We start from the raw sequence: 16,094 nt of genomic DNA, 5'->3' as shown, positions 1-16,094 counted from the left end.
CGATTGCGCAGTGTCAGTCAAGTTCATTAAAACCTGTCACACCGCAATCGCGAGCAGGCTCGCTCCCACAAGGGTAATGAGTGACAGACCCATCGGCGATTATCCCTGAGGTTTACAGCGCGATTTGCTCTAAGCCCCTATCACCTGTGCGGTTAAGACCTTTCTATACTGCGACATAAGGTCGCATACAAATCCAGACCTTTACTTACTTGGCCACTTTGGCCCGTAGGCGCTCCGCTGGGGGGCGATGGGAAAAACAAGAGGAGTGACTGGCATGATCCATCACGTAGTGGGGCTTTTCACCCACCCCGACCAGGAATGGAAAGAAATCCGTGGCGACCACGAGGAAAGCATTAGCCACATGTACCTGACACACACGCTGATTCTGGCGGCGATCCCTGCCGTGTCAGCGTTTATCGGCACCACAAAGGTCGGCTGGGTGATTGGCAGCCGGGCACCGGTGATGCTGACGCAGGAAAGCGCGCTATGGATGACGATCATGTCGTACGTGGCGATGCTCGGCGGTGTTGCAGTGATGGCCGCGTTCATCCACTGGATGGCTCGCACCTATGACGCCACCCCGAGCCTGGCCCGTTGCGTTGCGTTTGCGACCTATACCGCCACCCCGTTGTTTATCGGCGGACTGGCGGCGCTGTACCCACACCTGTGGCTGGGAATGATCGTCGGGACGGCGGCCATCTGCTACACGGTGTACCTGCTGTATGTGGGGCTACCCACTTTCATGAACATTCCATCAGACGAGGGGTTCCTGTTTTCAAGTTCGGTGCTTGCAGTAGGCCTGGTGGTGCTGGTCGCCATCATGGCTTTCACAGTCATTGTCTGGGGACTCGGCGTGGGGCCGGTCTATACTAATTAGTGGTTCTTTCCACCCAAAAACAAGATCTGCCAACACAGGCCGCCGCAAGGCGGCCTTCTAATGTTCAAGGATAGAAGGCGCTGACGACCATTCGGTACCTCGGCGATTCGCAAGACCCCAGGGTTGCGGCATACTCGACGTCTCTGGAGATCCATCAAGCATGTCCGAGCCACTCAATACCCGCGTCGAAGACTGTTACCAACTCGCTGAATCCTTTTTCAAACGCACTTTCAAACGTCCCGTGGTGAGCCTCAAGCTGCGCGGTCAAAAAGCCGGTGTCGCGCATTTGCACGAGAACCTGTTGCGCTTCAACCCGCAGCTGTACCGGGAAAACACCGAAGACTTTCTCAAGCAAACCGTGGCCCACGAGGTTGCCCACCTGATCGCTCATCAACTGTTTGGTGACCGCATCCAGCCGCATGGCGAAGAGTGGCAACTGATCATGCGCGGCGTGTACGAACTGCCGCCCAATCGCTGCCACACCTACGACGTCAAACGCCGCAGCGTGACGCGCTATATCTACAAATGCCCGTGCGTGGACAGCGATTTCCCGTTTTCGGCGCAGCGCCATGGTTTAGTGAGAAAGGGTCGCCGGTACTTGTGTCGGCGGTGCCGGAGTACATTGGTATTTAGCGGGGAGATGCGGGTCGAGTAAGTCAGAGTTATGTTGTCTGGTCTGGCCTCATCGCGAGCAGGCTCGCTCCCACACTGGATCTATGCCTACCAACAATCCCCTGTGGGAGCGAGCCTGCTCGCGATGAGGCCCTGACAGACACTACGCAACCACCTTGGCACGCCGTAATTCCTCGATTCGCTCAATACTAAACCCCAACTCCCCCAACACCTGATCCGTATGCTGCCCCAACGCCGCGCCAATATACCGAGGCTCTGGCAAGCCATCTGAAAACTTCAACGGACACGCCATCTGCGCCTGGCTCGTGCCATCCCCACGCGGCACCTCAGTCACCAGCTCCCGCGCCTTCAGCTGTGGATGCTCAATCGCTTCGCTCAAACTCAACACTGGCTCGACACACGCATCGAGTTCGGCAAACAGGGCGCACAAATCATTAAAGTCGTGTTTCTCGAATTCGGTCATCAGCGCGTCCTTGAGCTTTTTCTGGTTCGCAGGCTGTGGCGATAAGCCCAGGGACGCCAACTCCTCCAGACCCAACGCCGTACACAGTTGCCTCATAAACGCCGGCTCCAGACTGCCCACCGACAACCAGCGCCCATCGCGAGTACGGTAATAGTCATAGAAGCTGCCGCCATTGAGCATCTGGTCTTCCTTGCCCGGCTCCGCGCCACAGGCCAGATACCCGGCGCCCGCCATGGCGTTCAGGCTGAACACGCAATCGGTCATGCTCACGTCCAGGTGCTGGCCCTGCCCGGTCTGCTGCCGGGCGATGACCGCCGCCAGCAGTCCGATGACCCCGTGAAGCGAGCCTCCGGCGACATCCGCCACCTGCATGCCCAACGGCAGCGGCCCGCTGTCGGCGCGGCCGGTGTAGCTGGTCAATCCCGCCAACGCCAGGTAATTAATATCGTGGCCAGCGCGATCCTTGTAGGGGCCGGTCTGACCGTAACCAGTGATCGACACGTAGATCAGCTTCGGATTGATTGCCTTCAAGGCTTCATACCCCAGCCCCAGGCGCTCCATCACACCGGGACGAAATTGCTCCAGCACAATGTCGTAGTCGGCAAGCAGCTGCTTGATCACCTCCAGCGCCTCGGGTTGTTTGAGGTCCAACGCCAGGCTGCGCTTGTTGCGATTGAGGTAGGCATGGCTGGCCGACACTCCCTGATCATGCGGGGGTAGCACCCGCAGCAAGTCCATGCGGGTCGGTGATTCGATGCGCAAGACCTCGGCGCCCATGTCCGCCAGCAACAACGAGGCAAACGGCCCCGGTAACAGTGTCGAGAAATCCAGAACCTTGAGTGATGCCAGTGGCCCGAGCATGAGCGATCTCCGTGAACGATGCCTCCAGACTAGGCAGCCAACGCCCTTGCAGCAATCACCTTATGCGTCAGATGCGCTGACCGTTACGCTCAAATCGCAAATATAAAAAAACCCGCCGAAGCGGGTTTTTTCAGTGCAGCCGTCTTATTTGACGTTGGTTGGGGTTGCCCCTTCGACGTGGCCCAGAACATCGTCTTTAGGCTCGTCGGAGATACCGCGACCGCCAGAAGCCAGTTCCGCATGCATCACGTCAGTGTCCAGTTCCTTGACCCACTTGGCCACAACCAGAGTCGCAACAGCGTTACCCACCAGGTTGGTCAGGGCGCGGGCTTCGGACATGAAGCGGTCGATGCCGAGGATCAACGCCAGCCCTGCAACCGGCAGGTGGCCGACAGCGGACAAGGTGGCAGCCAACACGATGAAACCACTGCCGGTCACGCCAGCAGCGCCTTTGGAGGACAGCAGCAACACCACCAGCAGGGTGATCTGGTGCGTGATGTCCATGTGGGTGTCGGTCGCCTGAGCAATGAACACCGCCGCCATGGTCAGGTAGATCGCGGTACCGTCGAGGTTGAACGAGTAACCGGTCGGGATCACCAGACCCACAACGGATTTCTGCGCGCCCAGACGCTCCATCTTGATCAGCATGCGCGGCAGCACCGATTCCGAAGAAGAAGTACCCAGCACGATCAACAGTTCTTCACGGATGTAGCGAATGACTTTCAGCACGCTGAAACCGTGAGCGCGAGCGATGCCACCCAGCACGACCAGAATGAACAGCAGGCAAGTAATGTAGAAGCAGGCCATCAACTGACCCAGTTGCACCAGCGAGCCAACACCGTAGGCGCCGATAGTGAACGCCATCGCACCGAAAGCACCGAGTGGCGCGAGCTTCATGATCATGTTGATGATGTTGAACATCACGTGGGCGAAGCGATCGATGAAGTCCAGGATCGGCCGGCCGTAGGCACCCAGGCGATGCAGGGCGAAACCAAAGATCACCGAGAACATCAGCACTTGCAGGATATCGCCCGTGGCAAACGCGCCGACGATGGTGGACGGGATCACGTTCAGCAAGAAGCCAACAACGCTTTGATCCGCACCGGCCGCTACATACTGAGCCACTTTGGAGGCATCCAGCGTGGTCACGTCGATGTGCATGCCGGCACCCGGCTGGACGATGTTGACCACCACCAGACCGACCAGCAAGGCGATGGTCGAAACGATTTCAAAGTACAGCAGCGCGTAACCGCCGGTCTTGCCGACCGATTTCATGTTCTGCATGCCCGCGATACCGCTGACCACCGTACAGAAGATGATCGGTGCGATGATCATTTTGATCAGTTTGATGAACCCGTCACCCAACGGTTTGAGGGCCACACCGGTCTGCGGGTAGAAGTGACCGAGCAGGATGCCGATGGCGATGGCAACGATCACCTGGAAATACAGGGATTTGTACAGTGGCTGACGAGTCGTCATTGCAAAGTTCCTCAAGAGTGCCCGGTGACAACATCCATCTGTTGCCCAAGACACTTCAATTGCGAACCCTCCTGCTTCTGGAGGGATTTGTTTTGTCGAGCTGCGCGACGGCAGGCATCTGCTGGTTGTATCGCAAGGCCCGTGCCACCTTCCGAAAACTGCCTGCAAGCCTTTTGACGCCAAGGGTTACAGGATTGTTCTTGTCATCCATCGCCTGCAACAATGTGGCGGATTTCCGCCCATCGACCAGACCTCGTCCTGCTATTTGGCGGATATCCGCCTTGTCCATCGCAAGGCTGCACGGCTACCATCCGTCCGTTCAATGGACGGAATTGCCTGCTAATGCGCGAACGCACCATCGCCAGTCATTTCGCCCGTGCCGCCCTCGGTGGCGCGCGCCGGCTGGGTGTCGACTATTCAGACCTGTTGCAGCAACTGGGCATCAGCCCCGAGTTGCTGGACGAGCCGCGTGCGCGAATCGCGCCTGAGCAGTTCACGCGATTGATCCAGGGTCTGTGGCTGGCACTGGACGACGAATACCTGGGATTCGGCCCGGTACCGAGCAAAACCGGGAGCTTCGCGATGATGTGCCATGCGGTGATCCACTGCCGCAATCTGGAGAAAGCACTGCATCGCGGCTTATTGTTTTATAGCTTATTCCCCGAAAGTCCGCGCCTGACCCTGACCCACGAAGGCGAAATGGTCCGCCTGAGCCTCGATGATTCGAAGTTTCAGGACCCGGACCATTTCCTCACCGAAAGCCAGCTGATGGTGTGGCACCGCCTCGGCAGTTGGCTGATTGGCCAGCGCATACGGCTGGAGCTGGCGACGTTCAGTTACCCAAGACCTGAACACGGCGCCGAATACGAATTGATGTTCCCCTGCCCGATGCAGTTTGGCGCGGCACAAAGCAGCCTGTTGTTTCACAGTCGTTACCTGAATATGCCGCTGTTGCAGGACGAACGCACCCTCAAGCATTTCCTCGAACACTCCCCCGCCGACCTGCTGTCGCGCCCGGATGACGGCGACAGCCTGAGCAGTCAACTGCGCCGCTTGCTCAGCCGCGACAGTTCACGTTGGCCAGACCTGGAAGCCGTGGCCGCGCAGATGCACATCAGCCCGCAGACGTTGCGTCGGCATTTGCGCGAGGAAGGAACGAGTTTTCAGGAATTGAAGGATCAGTTGCGGCGAGATATCGCGATTTATCACCTGGGGCGTGCGGATTTGTCGTTGCAGCAGATTGCCGAGCAGCTGGGGTTTTCCGAGCCTTCGGCGTTTCACCGGGCGTTCAAGAAGTGGACGGGGCTGACGCCTGGGGCCTATCGCGCGCAAGAGAGCTGATTTTTTGCGCTGAATGGACCGGCCCCCTTCGCGAGCAGGCTCACTCCTACATTTGATCTCGGGTGTACACAAATAGTGTGTTCACTGAAGATCCCTGTAGGAGTGAGCCTGCTCGCGATGAACGATGACACGGTCTACCTGACTGGTAGCTACGGCGGATCAAGCCTGTCCAGCATCCGGTTCACCGCCAGTTCTCCCAGCATCACAACCTGCGCAATCCCCAGCACCGTGTTGCGCAGTGTCCCCTCCACCACCCCCGCAAATTCACTGAGCATCACACTTGCCGACGCCATGGATTCACAGGCGCTGACCAACAGGGTTTCATCATTAGTGTCGGGACCGACGAAGTAGATCGTACTGGGTTTGCGCGGGGTGTCTTTGGGAATGACCGGTTTGAGGTAGTAATCGAGGGCGCGGTCGGCGGCTTTGTTGAGTTTTTTGGACTCGGGGGTTTCGTAGGGGGAAACGTCGTCGGTTTCTGGCGGGTTGGGTGTGATCTTGAACATGTGAAGCTCCGTGGTTGGTTGAGCCGCCACGACCTATCGCTAAACAAGTAAAGGTGGCGGCTGTACGCGGGTTAGCGATCCGGGTCACAGAAACCCCGGGTAGACTCGAAGGTCTCCCACGCACAGCCACCATTACGCGAATTGCAGGCACTAAGACCTGCAATCAAAATCTGGGCGCTTTTGCGTCTGTGTAGGGGATCGGATCGCTAAACCCGATCGCTGATTCGTCAGCGACCCGGAAACGATAGAGCCCACGCCCCAGGCGCACAAGCCGGCGGATTCTGGCGCAGTCGTAGGCAACGGCGCAAGGATGTGTAGCCTGAATCAGTGTCTAGAGGTGTCTATTAAACGCCGCCGTTTATCATCTGCTGAGTCTCAGGACGGAGCCGGGAACGGATACAAATAGTTCCGTCCCCTCTTTCACTTTTCGCTCTTTTAGCCCGCCCTCACGGCAGCAAGTAGCATATTGATTGCTCGCCATAAGTCACAATAATATTCCATGCAAATACGGAAGATGCAGATGCCATAATACATCTCAATGCATAGGGTGTTTCAGGAAGTACCACGTGCTCTCCAGTACACCAAAAACCCTTCACATAGTATTTGTTGTTAATCATTTGAAAGGTAGAAATGAGCTGATTCGGATACAGCATGGTGCCACCAATAGAAGCAATCCAACTACGTATTTGAGGGTGGTTAAGTTTATCGAAATTTACCCGCACTCGGGTCACATTGGAGGTTAGAACAGTGAATGATTTCGATTGTCCCTCACCATCACTCACCGTAATAATGGCCGTGCCATTTCCCTCGCTCCGTACGGTACCAGCAGCGTCTACCGAAGCAATATCATTCCGCGATGACGTCCATGTATAGGTGCCATTTCCACCTGATACAGAACGGGTAGCGGCAGATCCAGGAGGGTCATAGCTCCGAGCGCTCCAATCGAGTCCTGAGCCCTGTATGGAAACGTTTTGCCCAGATAGGGTCATTGGAGAAACGTCCACAATAAGATCAGAAACAGACTTGACCATATAAGTACGCACCGGAAAAGCCACTGACATAGCCAAGTCGGAATTGCGGGCAAAATTGACCCTGAACGTAATCGTCACAGTGGTGCCATGCTTGAACGCTTTCAACCAGTCAACCAACCTCTGCCCGAGGGGCCGCGTCAGCCCCTGCGCGTCGTTGTGAGGTTCGCCATTGAGGTCATCGAAGAATATCGGCGCCCCACTGCTGTTAAACCCGTCATAGCGCAACCACACACACTGCCCCGCTTGTTGAAGCAGCCATTGCGCAATACTCAACTGATCAGTAACTACCAGTTTTGTGACATCGAGCTCCTGCCCCAGCTGACCGGCAATGGCCGGTGTCGGAAACCGCGTATCCCCATTCGAAATCCGACTCACGTTCAACACCAACGGCCCGGACCGGGCAATCTCCTTGCTACCCCGAATCAGCGCCCATACAAACTGCACGGCTGTGCCGTGCCATGCCCCGAGAAACTGCGCTTGAAGGTTAAAGGTGGCTTGATGATTCGCGTCAAGCGGCAAATCCGAAAACATCGGTGGATCCTGCATATTGACCACGATCAATCGAGCCTGATCCCCTGGCTGCGATGCCGCGAAGGCAACCTGAATCGTCATACCTTGAGGGTAGGCCAACGGGTCAACGGGATTGGCAGCAGGGAAGGGTGGATCGAGCGGAATTGTGTCGCTACCAATAACCTGCGCCGTGGCAGTTTTAGAACTGGCGATCACCATACCGCCTCTTTTAAGCGTAAATGCCACCTTCACCGCGCTGTTAGTGATGACCTTGTCGTTCGCCACCTGGAGGATGCATGGCTTTTTCTGTCCGAACTCATCCGTTTCGACGTTTCCTGTGACGATCACCACCACATCGAGCTGCCCCGGGATTGCCGCGGTGTACGTTGCCTCAATGAGGTCGCCTGCCTGAAAGCGGCTGTCGGCCGTCACGACGATTAGTAACAACGGATTACCCGCCAGTTTGTCCCGATCAACAATGCTCGGATCGTCAGTAGGATCGTTCTGGATTTCCCGCAGGATCGGTGTCGGAAGGCGGGTCCCGGCCAGATCCACATCCACGATTTGTGAAGCCGACCACGGCGAATCGGGGTCCGGACCATTACCGAGCTGATCGATGACCGTGTAGGAAAATACGAACTCAGAGCTGTCGCCACCACTGGCCAGATCAGCGCGAGTCACGGTGAAGCACACCGTCACTGGGGTCTCCGAACCCGGGAGTGGCGCTTCGCTCGCCGTCACCGTGTGAAAAACGTCATGTCCGTTACAGTTCAGTCGAATGACATCGTAGGCGCGGCAATAGGGGTAGGACACGCAGATTTGCGCCCCGGCGACCGGAAAATCGGGGCCGACGCCGTTTTTGATGGTATCGGGTAGCAACAACTCCAATCGGGAATGGCCCTCGACACCCGGATCAGTGTCCTCTTTGCCGGGGCGAATGGCGTTATACAACACCTCCAGAGGCTCGGACGTGCCCATGTTCTGGCTCCCCCGCGTCACTGTAAAAGTGAGACGGTTGACGAAATCGGGAAACAGCAGTTTTTTGGGCAGGTACAAGGTAACGGTGTCGTTTTCACTCTGAGTCAGCTTACTGACGATATCAGGTTGGCCGTTCAGGTTGAGTGCCACTTTATCGCCTGGCTGCTGGCCCAAATACGGGTCAACGGAGACTTCGAGCCCCATGGTCTCCAGATCATAAATGTGTAAAGGGACGCCGCACTGCCCCCCCACCACCGGCTGAGTCCCTCTCGGAACCCGCGGTGCATACGGCACCGAAACTGAGCTCTCCCTCGGAGCATCATCAAGTGAATTGCCGGGCTGCACTGTCATGAAAGAGCTCCTTTAAAGAAGGATGCCGCTGACCAGTATTAGCCGGCGGTCGGGAGCTCATCACACAGGAGAGGGTGACGCTTCGACTACTGTCATATTTGACAGTTGCGACGAATGGTTAGAAGGGGAATAGGTGGGCGCATTGCTCACTCGCTTTTCCAAAACTCCAGTATCAAACCACCGGAAAATGAATCCGGAACGCCGCCCCGCCCATCGGCGAATCCTCCAGCGTCAGCTTCGCGCCGTAGCTCTCGATAATGTCCTTGACCACCGCCAGCCCAATCCCCTGCCCCGGATGCTGACGGTCCAGCCGCTCGCCGCGTTCGAGAATCCGCGCGCGCTGATCCATTGGCACACCCGGCCCGTCATCTTCAACGCACAACTCAACCCCGTTCAGCGTTTCACGCACGCTGATGCGCACTTCGCTCAGGCACAGGCGATAGGCGTTTTCCAGCAAGTTGCCCATCATTTCCAGCAAGGCGCCCTGTTCGATCGGCACATAACACTGGGGCGGCAGATCGAAGGCGACGCGCACGTGTTTATCGCGGTAGACCTTGTCGAGCGTGTCACACAGGCTTTGCAGCACCGGTTGCAGGCGCACCTGATGGCGCACCAGGCCGCTTTTGCGCAGGCTGGCGCGTTGCAGTTGGTAGCTGATTTGTTGGCTCATGCGTTCGATTTGGGTTTGCAGCACCCAGGCCTGATCGCGGTCTTGCGGGCGCTGGGCCATGTCTTCGCTGACGCCTTGCAGCACGGTCAGCGGGGTTTTCAGGCTGTGGGCCAAGTCGTCGAGGGAGTCGCGATAACGGCTGCGTTGTTCGCGCTCGCTGTGCAGCAAGCGGTTGAGGGAGCCGGTCAGGCGCAACAGTTCGCGCGGGTGTTGTTCGCTGAGGCTTTCCCGGGCGCCGCTTTCGATTTCGTCGAGTTCCTGACTGAGCCGGCGCAAGGCCTGCAAGCCCCAGGTCAAGCCAATCCACAGTAACGCGAGCAACACCAACAGCGCCGCACCAAAGCCCAGGTAAAGGTTTTCGCGCAGGCCTTCGAGGGTGGCTTCGTATTCGCGCACCGGTTGCAGGGCGACGATGCTGAATGCCGCGCTTTTGCCGCCGAGCAGTTTGACTTCGACGTCGTAGACGAAGAATTCCTGACCGTTGGCCTCGCGAATGCGCGCGAACTCATTACCACGTCCGTCGTAACGCGGCGTGTAGTTGATCAACTCTGCCCCGGCGGCCTTGGAACGCCAGACCAGATGACCTTCGCGGTCAAAGATGTAGCCGAGCAAACGACTGTCCGTCAGGTTGAAACGTTCATCCGGCAACTGCGCCGGCATTAGCAGGGTGTTGTTTTCCACGCGCGCGGCGGAGATCAGCGTGGTGACGTCCGAGGCCAGCCGTTGCTCAATCGAATCCTGCAAGGCCAGGCTGAACGCGCCTTGCATCGCCGGCAATAACGCCAACATGAACAACACCGCCAGCAAAGTGGCGGCGAGCATCAAGCGGACACGAAGGGAACGAATCAAGTGCAGCGCTCATTGAACAGGTAGCCGAGGCCACGCACGGTGTCGATCGGTTTGAAACCGGCCGGGCCTTCGAGTTTGCGGCGCAGACGGCCGACCAGTACTTCGATGACGTTCGGATCACGCTCATCGTCATCGGGGTAGAGCTGCTCCATCAAGCGGTCCTTGGCCACCACTTGCTGGTGATGACGCATGAGGTATTCAAGGATCCGGTACTCATACGCGGTCAGCGCCAGCGGTTCGTCATTGAGCGTGGCCTGCTTGCGGTTGAGGTCGAGCAGCAGTGGCCCGGCGACTATGGTCGACTGGGTGAAACCGCTGGAACGGCGCAGCAAGGCATTGAGCCGGGCGTCGAGCTCTTCGAACTGGAACGGTTTGACCACGTAATCATCGGCCCCGGCGGCGAGGCCTTCGACCTTGTCCTGCCAGTTACCGCGTGCGGTGAGAATCAGGATCGGAAAGGTCTTGCCCCGCGCACGCAACTGCCGGATCAGGTCGAGCCCGCCCATGCCCGGCAAGCCGAGGTCGATCACCGCCAGGTCATGGTTGAACTGCTCGGTCTGGTACAGCGCCTCTTCGGCGTTGGCCACGGATTCGACCACATGGCCACTCTCCGTCAGGCGGGTTTGCAGGTGATGGCGCAACAGCGCTTCATCTTCGACGACCAGCAATTTCATAACGCTCTCCCGGGCAAAGCAACATCTCCAATGGCACAACGGCGCATCCAACGGTCAGGACAAATCATAGCGGCCCTTGAGGTCTTGCTGACCGAGTTTAAAGCCATTGTGCGTCACCAACACGTTGGCGTAACCGGCGGAGTAATCGGCCGGGTTGTTCAGCTGGCCCAAATGCGCGCCCCAGGCACTTTCATTTCCCACTGGGCTGACCATGCTGAAGCTGTTCAGGGTCAGGGACTTTTTGACCTTCTCGTTGGTCTTTCCAAGAGCAAGGCTGGCGATGATGTCATCGGACGCTAACGCCGCGGTGCTCGCGCTCAGAACGGTAAAAGCCAGAATCAGGTTTTTAAAGCCAGTCATTAGGGAATTTCCTCATGCGCAGGTGCTTCGGGTACGAGCCACCTTACTCACCCGCCCCTGAACTGCCCCTGAACACAGACTGAACCCAAGCTGAACAAGATCGACTAGGCTGTCTTGATGACTTTCTTGCAGGAGATCCGATCATGCGCATCTTTCTCGCCCTTTGTTTGCTGGTGATGAGCGGGCTGACTCAAGCAGCCATCAAAACCCATGAAATCCCCTATCAAAGTGTCGATGGCACAAAAATGATCGGCTATTACGCCTACGACGACGCCATCAAAGGCCAGCGCCCCGGCGTCCTGGTGGTGCATGAATGGTGGGGGCTGAACGACTATGCCAAGCGTCGCGCCCGTGACCTCGCCGGTCTGGGCTACAGCGCGCTGGCCATCGACATGTACGGCAACGGCAAGAACACCGAACATCCGAAGGACGCCATGGCGTTCATGCAGGATGTGCTCAAAGACAGCTCTGCGGCCGCTGCGCGCTTTCAGGCCGGGCTTGAACTGTTGGAGCAACAACCGCAAACCGACCCGAATAAAATCGCGGCGATAGGCTACTGCTTCGGCGGCGCTGTGGTGCTGAACGCGGCACGTCAGGGTTTGCCATTGGCAGGCGTGGTGAGTTTCCATGGCTCGCTGGCTACCAAGACACCGGCTGCACCGGGCACTGTGAAGGCGAAAATTCTCGTGGAGCATGGAGCGATGGACAGTATGGTCACGCCGGAAAACGTGGCGGCGTTCAAGGCTGAAATGGACAAGGCCGGCGCCGACTATAAATTTGTCAGCCTTGAGGGCGCCAAGCATGGGTTCAGCAATCCGGATGCGGATCGGTTGAGCCATGGCGAACATGGCGGGCCGGATATTGGTTACAACAAGGCGGCGGATGAACAGTCCTGGGCGGATATGCAGGCGTGTTATGCGATCCCCTGTGGGAGCGAGCCTGCTCGCGATGGCCGCGCCGCCAATCCAAACCTTTGCACTACCCAGCTGGAGAGCAACCCGGCAAAATGCCCGGCATGAATCCCGCCCCCGCCTTACCCACCTGCTGCACCCCACTCGACGCCCATTGGCCGCTGCCGCTTGTGCTGCCTGATACGGTGCTGCTGAGTACCCACTTCAATAGCGCGCATCTGGCCAGCGATGATTTCCAGCGCAGTGCCATCGAACCGCCAGCGAGCATCCAGCGCTCAGTCGCCAAACGTCAGGCCGAATTTCTGGCTGGCCGGGTGTGCGCTCGGGCCGCGTTGCAACAATTGGAAGGCCTGGATTGTATCCCGGCCATCGGCGAAGACCGGGCGCCGGTGTGGCCCGCGCACATCGCCGGTTCCATCACCCACAGCACCGGCCGGGCAGCAGCAATTGTTGCGAGGAAAACCGCTTGGCGCGGTCTGGGCATGGACCTGGAAAACCTGCTCAACCCTGAACGGGCCCAGCGCCTTGCGGGAGAAATTCTCACGCCACCGGAGTTGCAGCGCATGGCGGCTGGACGTCGCGATGATCTGGCGCTGCTGGTGACGTTGACGTTTTCGGTGAAGGAAAGTCTGTTCAAGGCGCTGTACCCGATTGTTCAGCAGCGCTTCTATTTTGAACATGCCGAGGTGCTGGAGTGGACCGAGGCCGGTGAGGTGCGGTTGCGCTTGCTGACGGATTTGTCTGGCGAGTGGCGCAATGGCACCGAGCTGGAGGCGCAGTTTGGGGTGATGGATGGGCAGTTGTTGAGTCTGGTCAGCATCAAGGCCTGAAGATGTGTGGAGCCTAATCGGGCCTCATCGCGAGCAGGCTCACTCCTACAGGGGATCTTCGGTGTCGCACAGATCCATTGTAGGAGTGAGCCTGCTCGCGATGAGGCCAGTACAGGCGCCGCAATCTCAGCGCTTCTCCTGATTGCGCGGCCAACTCAAGCTAAAGCAAGCCCCGCCCAGACTTTTGCTCTTGCTGATCAACGCCCGCCCGTCATGCCAATGGATGATTCGCCGCACGATGGACAGCCCCAACCCATGCCCGCCCGAAGCGCGGGTACGGCTGTCATCCAGGCGCAGGAACGGCGTGAAAATTCGTTCCCAGGCCAACTCCGGCACACCCGGCCCGTCATCCTCGACGTCCACCCGGCAGCGCTGCTGCCCCACCTGATAACTGACGGTCACCCGCGACGAGGCGTGGCGCATGGCGTTGCTGACCAGGTTCTGAAGGGCCCGATGCAAGTAACGCGGTTCGGCCTCGACCCAGGCGTCATCGCAATCAGCGGCCGACAAACACAAGCCGCGCTGCACCGTGACCTCGGCGCGCAATGGTGCCAGTTCCTCGATGACTTGATTGACCAGTGCGTCCAGATCGATCCGCTGGAAATTCAGCGCCGGCGAGCCCTGCTCCAGACGCGCATAGGTCAGCATCTCGTCGACCAGTTTGTCGAGGTCCTCGATGTCGTGGTCCATGCCCTCGCGGTATTTCTCCAGCTGCTGCGGCGTGGTGGCCGAGCCGATCATCTCCAGGCCGAAACGCAGGCGCGCCACCGGCGTGCGCAACTCGTGAGACACGGCGCGCACCAGTTCACGCTGGATCGCCAGCAATTGTTGCAAGTGCTCGGCCATGCCGTTGAACGCCGCGGCCAGTCGCCCCACCGAGTCGGCGCCGCGCGCCGGTACGCGGGTTTCCAGGCTGCCTTGGGCAATCCGCGTGGCGGCCGCTTCCAGACCGCGCAAACGGCGCTCCAGTTGCCGCACCAATAGGTAGACGATCAGACCGATCAGGCTCAAACCGAGGGCGGCGATCAACACCAGCCATTCGGGCGGATATGGATTCATCTGGTACAGCGGGCCGATCTCCAGCACCCACGGCGTACCGACCATGCCGGCAAACACCCGGATCGAGTCGCCGCCCTTGCCCAGCGCCATCACCGTATCACCCTCGGACACCCGACGGCTCTGGTCTTCGTCCATGTCCGCCTGCTCGACCTTGACCAGGCGCAAGTCGAAACCAAAGCTTTTCTCTTCTTTCAACAGCGCCAGCCGCTGGGGCTGCTCGGCCACCGGGTAGCGCACCAGTTCATCGGCCAGCAGATAAATAGTGGCGCGGGCCAGTTGCTCGCTGATCTGCTGCACCTCACCCGTCAGCACAAGCTGTTCCTTGTCGCTGACCAGCCGATAGACTTTCGCCGCGTGCGGGCCGGTCTGTTCCACCAGCGCCTGACCGCGCAGGACGCGGGTGCGCTGGGTGAGGTCGAGGTCGGTCTGGGCAAACGTGGTCAGCGCCAATGGAATCCCGAGCAAGCGCTCCCAAACCAGCAAGGCGCGATGACGCTCGGTTTCGTTCATCGGATTGAGGTTGTCGGCCATCAACGAAAACGTACCGTGCGCCAGGCGCTCGCGGTATTGCTCGCCGCGCACCTCGTTGAGCAAGTGCAACGCCAGCACGCCCAGCACCGCGACCAAAATCAGCGCCGCACACATGCCGCCATAAATGCGCAGGAAGATCGAATTCACAGCGACGGGTCTACGCAAGCTTCAGGAACAAACAGATAACCTTTGCTGCGGATGGTTTTGATCAGCCGCGGGTGCTCCGGGTCATCGCCGATTTTCGGGCGGATGCGCGAAATGCGCACATCAATGGACCGGTCCTGACCGTCGTACCCGATGCCGCGCAATGCGGTGAAAATCTCTTCACGGGACAGGATGCGCCCGGCGTTGGCCACCAGCAGCCAGAGCAGGTCGAACTCGGCGCTGGTCAGCTCAATGCCGTTGTCATGCAGCCAGGCTTCACGCAACGCGTTGTCCACCACCAACGGACCAAACTGCAAGCGCCGCTGTTTTCCCGGGAGGGCCTCCGGTGCTTCGCTGCGACGCAACAGGGCCTGAATGCGCGCCAGCAACAGGCGCGGGCGCACCGGTTTGCACACGTAGTCGTCGGCACCGAGGTCCAGGCCGAGGATCTGGTCGGTGTCGTCGGTGCGGGCGGTAAGCATCAGGATCGGGCCGTCATACTTGTCGCGAACCTTGCGGCAAATGCTCAAGCCGTCTTCGCCGGGCAGCATCAGGTCGAGGATCACCAGGTCCGGTTTCTCCTTGATGATGCGAGCCGCCGCCAGCGCCCCATTGCCCTCGATCGAGACGCGCAGGCCATTGGCTTCCAGGTAGTCGCGGGTCAGTTCGGCCAGACGCTGGTCGTCCTCCACAATCAATACCTGCCAGGCTTCTTGCTCCACGGTGACCTCTGCTTGCCAACAACACTAATAAGGAAAGATCCGCCCGTCTTTTTGTAATGATTGGGAGGATAAGAATGCGTAACCATGAGGCGATTGTATAAACGCCGCCCGTCGAGAACACAAGCCGGCAAATGCGTTCGGACATGTCGGTTTTTTGTGGTAGGGTTCGCGCCCTTAAAAATCCGGACGGCAGTTTTCAATCCTTGAAAATCGATGAAAAATGCCTCGGTCCCGCTAGGTCGCGGCCTACACGCCGGTTCCACCTTTCACACACAATTTACACACAGGTTTATCCACAGGCAGTACGTTGCAAC

At 58.6% G+C, this 16,094-nt stretch carries 14 protein-coding genes and 1 pseudogene; 5 read left to right on the top strand and 10 right to left on the bottom strand.

The window, feature by feature from the left end; all coding sequences use genetic code 11:
- Window positions 1-274 precede the first annotated feature (274 nt).
- Window positions 275-877 (top strand): Yip1 family protein, encoded by a 603-nt coding sequence (locus AC1DWM_RS06785; RefSeq protein ID WP_223521486.1) that lies wholly within the window; start codon window positions 275-277, stop codon window positions 875-877.
- 160 nt (window positions 878-1,037) lie between these two features.
- Window positions 1,038-1,532: a SprT family zinc-dependent metalloprotease gene (locus tag AC1DWM_RS06780; RefSeq protein ID WP_477794867.1), complete on the top strand. Its 495-nt coding sequence runs from the start codon at window positions 1,038-1,040 to the stop codon at window positions 1,530-1,532.
- A 120-nt stretch (window positions 1,533-1,652) separates the two neighbouring features.
- Here AC1DWM_RS06780 and AC1DWM_RS06775 read toward each other — a convergent pair whose 3' ends face one another.
- The 3 genes from AC1DWM_RS06775 to AC1DWM_RS06765 all read right to left on the bottom strand — a co-directional run bounded on the left by AC1DWM_RS06775 (window position 1,653) and on the right by AC1DWM_RS06765 (window position 4,602).
- Entirely contained in the window at window positions 1,653-2,834 is a 1,182-nt protein-coding gene (locus tag AC1DWM_RS06775) for a CaiB/BaiF CoA transferase family protein (RefSeq protein ID WP_477794866.1), read from the bottom strand.
- Window positions 2,835-2,978: 144 nt separating this feature from the next.
- Window positions 2,979-4,313 carry a dicarboxylate/amino acid:cation symporter gene (locus AC1DWM_RS06770; protein WP_477794865.1) on the bottom strand — a complete coding sequence of 445 codons (1,335 nt, stop codon included), beginning with the start codon at window positions 4,311-4,313 and terminating at the stop codon, window positions 2,979-2,981.
- A 55-nt stretch (window positions 4,314-4,368) separates the two neighbouring features.
- Window positions 4,369-4,602: a hypothetical protein gene (locus AC1DWM_RS06765; RefSeq protein ID WP_223521479.1), complete on the bottom strand. Its 234-nt coding sequence runs from the start codon at window positions 4,600-4,602 to the stop codon at window positions 4,369-4,371.
- A 53-nt stretch (window positions 4,603-4,655) separates the two neighbouring features.
- Between AC1DWM_RS06765 and AC1DWM_RS06760 the strand changes: the two genes are divergently transcribed.
- Window positions 4,656-5,654, top strand: coding sequence for an AraC family transcriptional regulator (locus tag AC1DWM_RS06760; protein WP_223521477.1), 999 nt, complete (start codon window positions 4,656-4,658; stop codon window positions 5,652-5,654).
- 149 nt (window positions 5,655-5,803) lie between these two features.
- Here AC1DWM_RS06760 and AC1DWM_RS06755 read toward each other — a convergent pair whose 3' ends face one another.
- The 5 genes from AC1DWM_RS06755 to AC1DWM_RS06735 form a co-directional block, all read right to left on the bottom strand.
- A complete protein-coding gene (locus AC1DWM_RS06755) occupies window positions 5,804-6,160 on the bottom strand; it encodes a DUF6124 family protein (RefSeq protein WP_477794864.1) in 357 nt (118 codons plus the stop codon).
- 446 nt (window positions 6,161-6,606) lie between these two features.
- Complete coding sequence (locus AC1DWM_RS06750) at window positions 6,607-9,030, bottom strand: Ig-like domain-containing protein (protein ID WP_477794863.1); 2,424 nt, start codon at window positions 9,028-9,030, stop codon at window positions 6,607-6,609.
- Between the two features lie 172 nt (window positions 9,031-9,202).
- The gene (locus tag AC1DWM_RS06745; protein ID WP_223521473.1) at window positions 9,203-10,549 is read right to left on the bottom strand and encodes an ATP-binding protein; all 1,347 of its coding nucleotides are present in this window, start codon (window positions 10,547-10,549) and stop codon (window positions 9,203-9,205) included.
- Window positions 10,546-11,223 (bottom strand): response regulator, encoded by a 678-nt coding sequence (locus AC1DWM_RS06740; RefSeq protein WP_223521471.1) that lies wholly within the window; start codon window positions 11,221-11,223, stop codon window positions 10,546-10,548. Before AC1DWM_RS06740 ends, AC1DWM_RS06745 begins: the two co-directional genes overlap by 4 nt.
- A 54-nt stretch (window positions 11,224-11,277) precedes the next feature.
- Window positions 11,278-11,583, bottom strand: a complete 306-nt coding sequence (locus tag AC1DWM_RS06735; RefSeq protein ID WP_477794862.1) for a hypothetical protein — start codon at window positions 11,581-11,583, stop codon at window positions 11,278-11,280.
- 143 nt (window positions 11,584-11,726) lie between these two features.
- On the opposite strand from AC1DWM_RS06735, the pseudogene AC1DWM_RS06730 reads away from it, so the two are divergent.
- Together AC1DWM_RS06730 and AC1DWM_RS06725 are read left to right on the top strand one after the other, a co-directional pair.
- A pseudogene (locus AC1DWM_RS06730) lies at window positions 11,727-12,500 on the top strand (dienelactone hydrolase family protein); the annotation flags it as partial.
- Between the two features lie 98 nt (window positions 12,501-12,598).
- Entirely contained in the window at window positions 12,599-13,324 is a 726-nt protein-coding gene (locus tag AC1DWM_RS06725) for a 4'-phosphopantetheinyl transferase family protein (protein ID WP_477794861.1), read from the top strand.
- 126 nt (window positions 13,325-13,450) lie between these two features.
- Here the strand turns inward: AC1DWM_RS06725 and AC1DWM_RS06720 are convergent, their stop codons facing one another.
- Entirely contained in the window at window positions 13,451-15,061 is a 1,611-nt protein-coding gene (locus tag AC1DWM_RS06720) for an ATP-binding protein (RefSeq protein WP_452625346.1), read from the bottom strand.
- Entirely contained in the window at window positions 15,058-15,780 is a 723-nt protein-coding gene (locus AC1DWM_RS06715) for a response regulator (protein ID WP_223511437.1), read from the bottom strand. The genes AC1DWM_RS06720 and AC1DWM_RS06715 overlap by 4 nt, the downstream gene beginning before the upstream one ends.
- Window positions 15,781-16,094: the final 314 nt, after the last annotated feature.

It is taken from the genome of Pseudomonas sp. P4_C8, from assembly GCF_056401975.1.
Note: the sequence above shows the minus strand (reverse complement) of the source record. Positions and strands in the feature narration are given on the sequence as shown.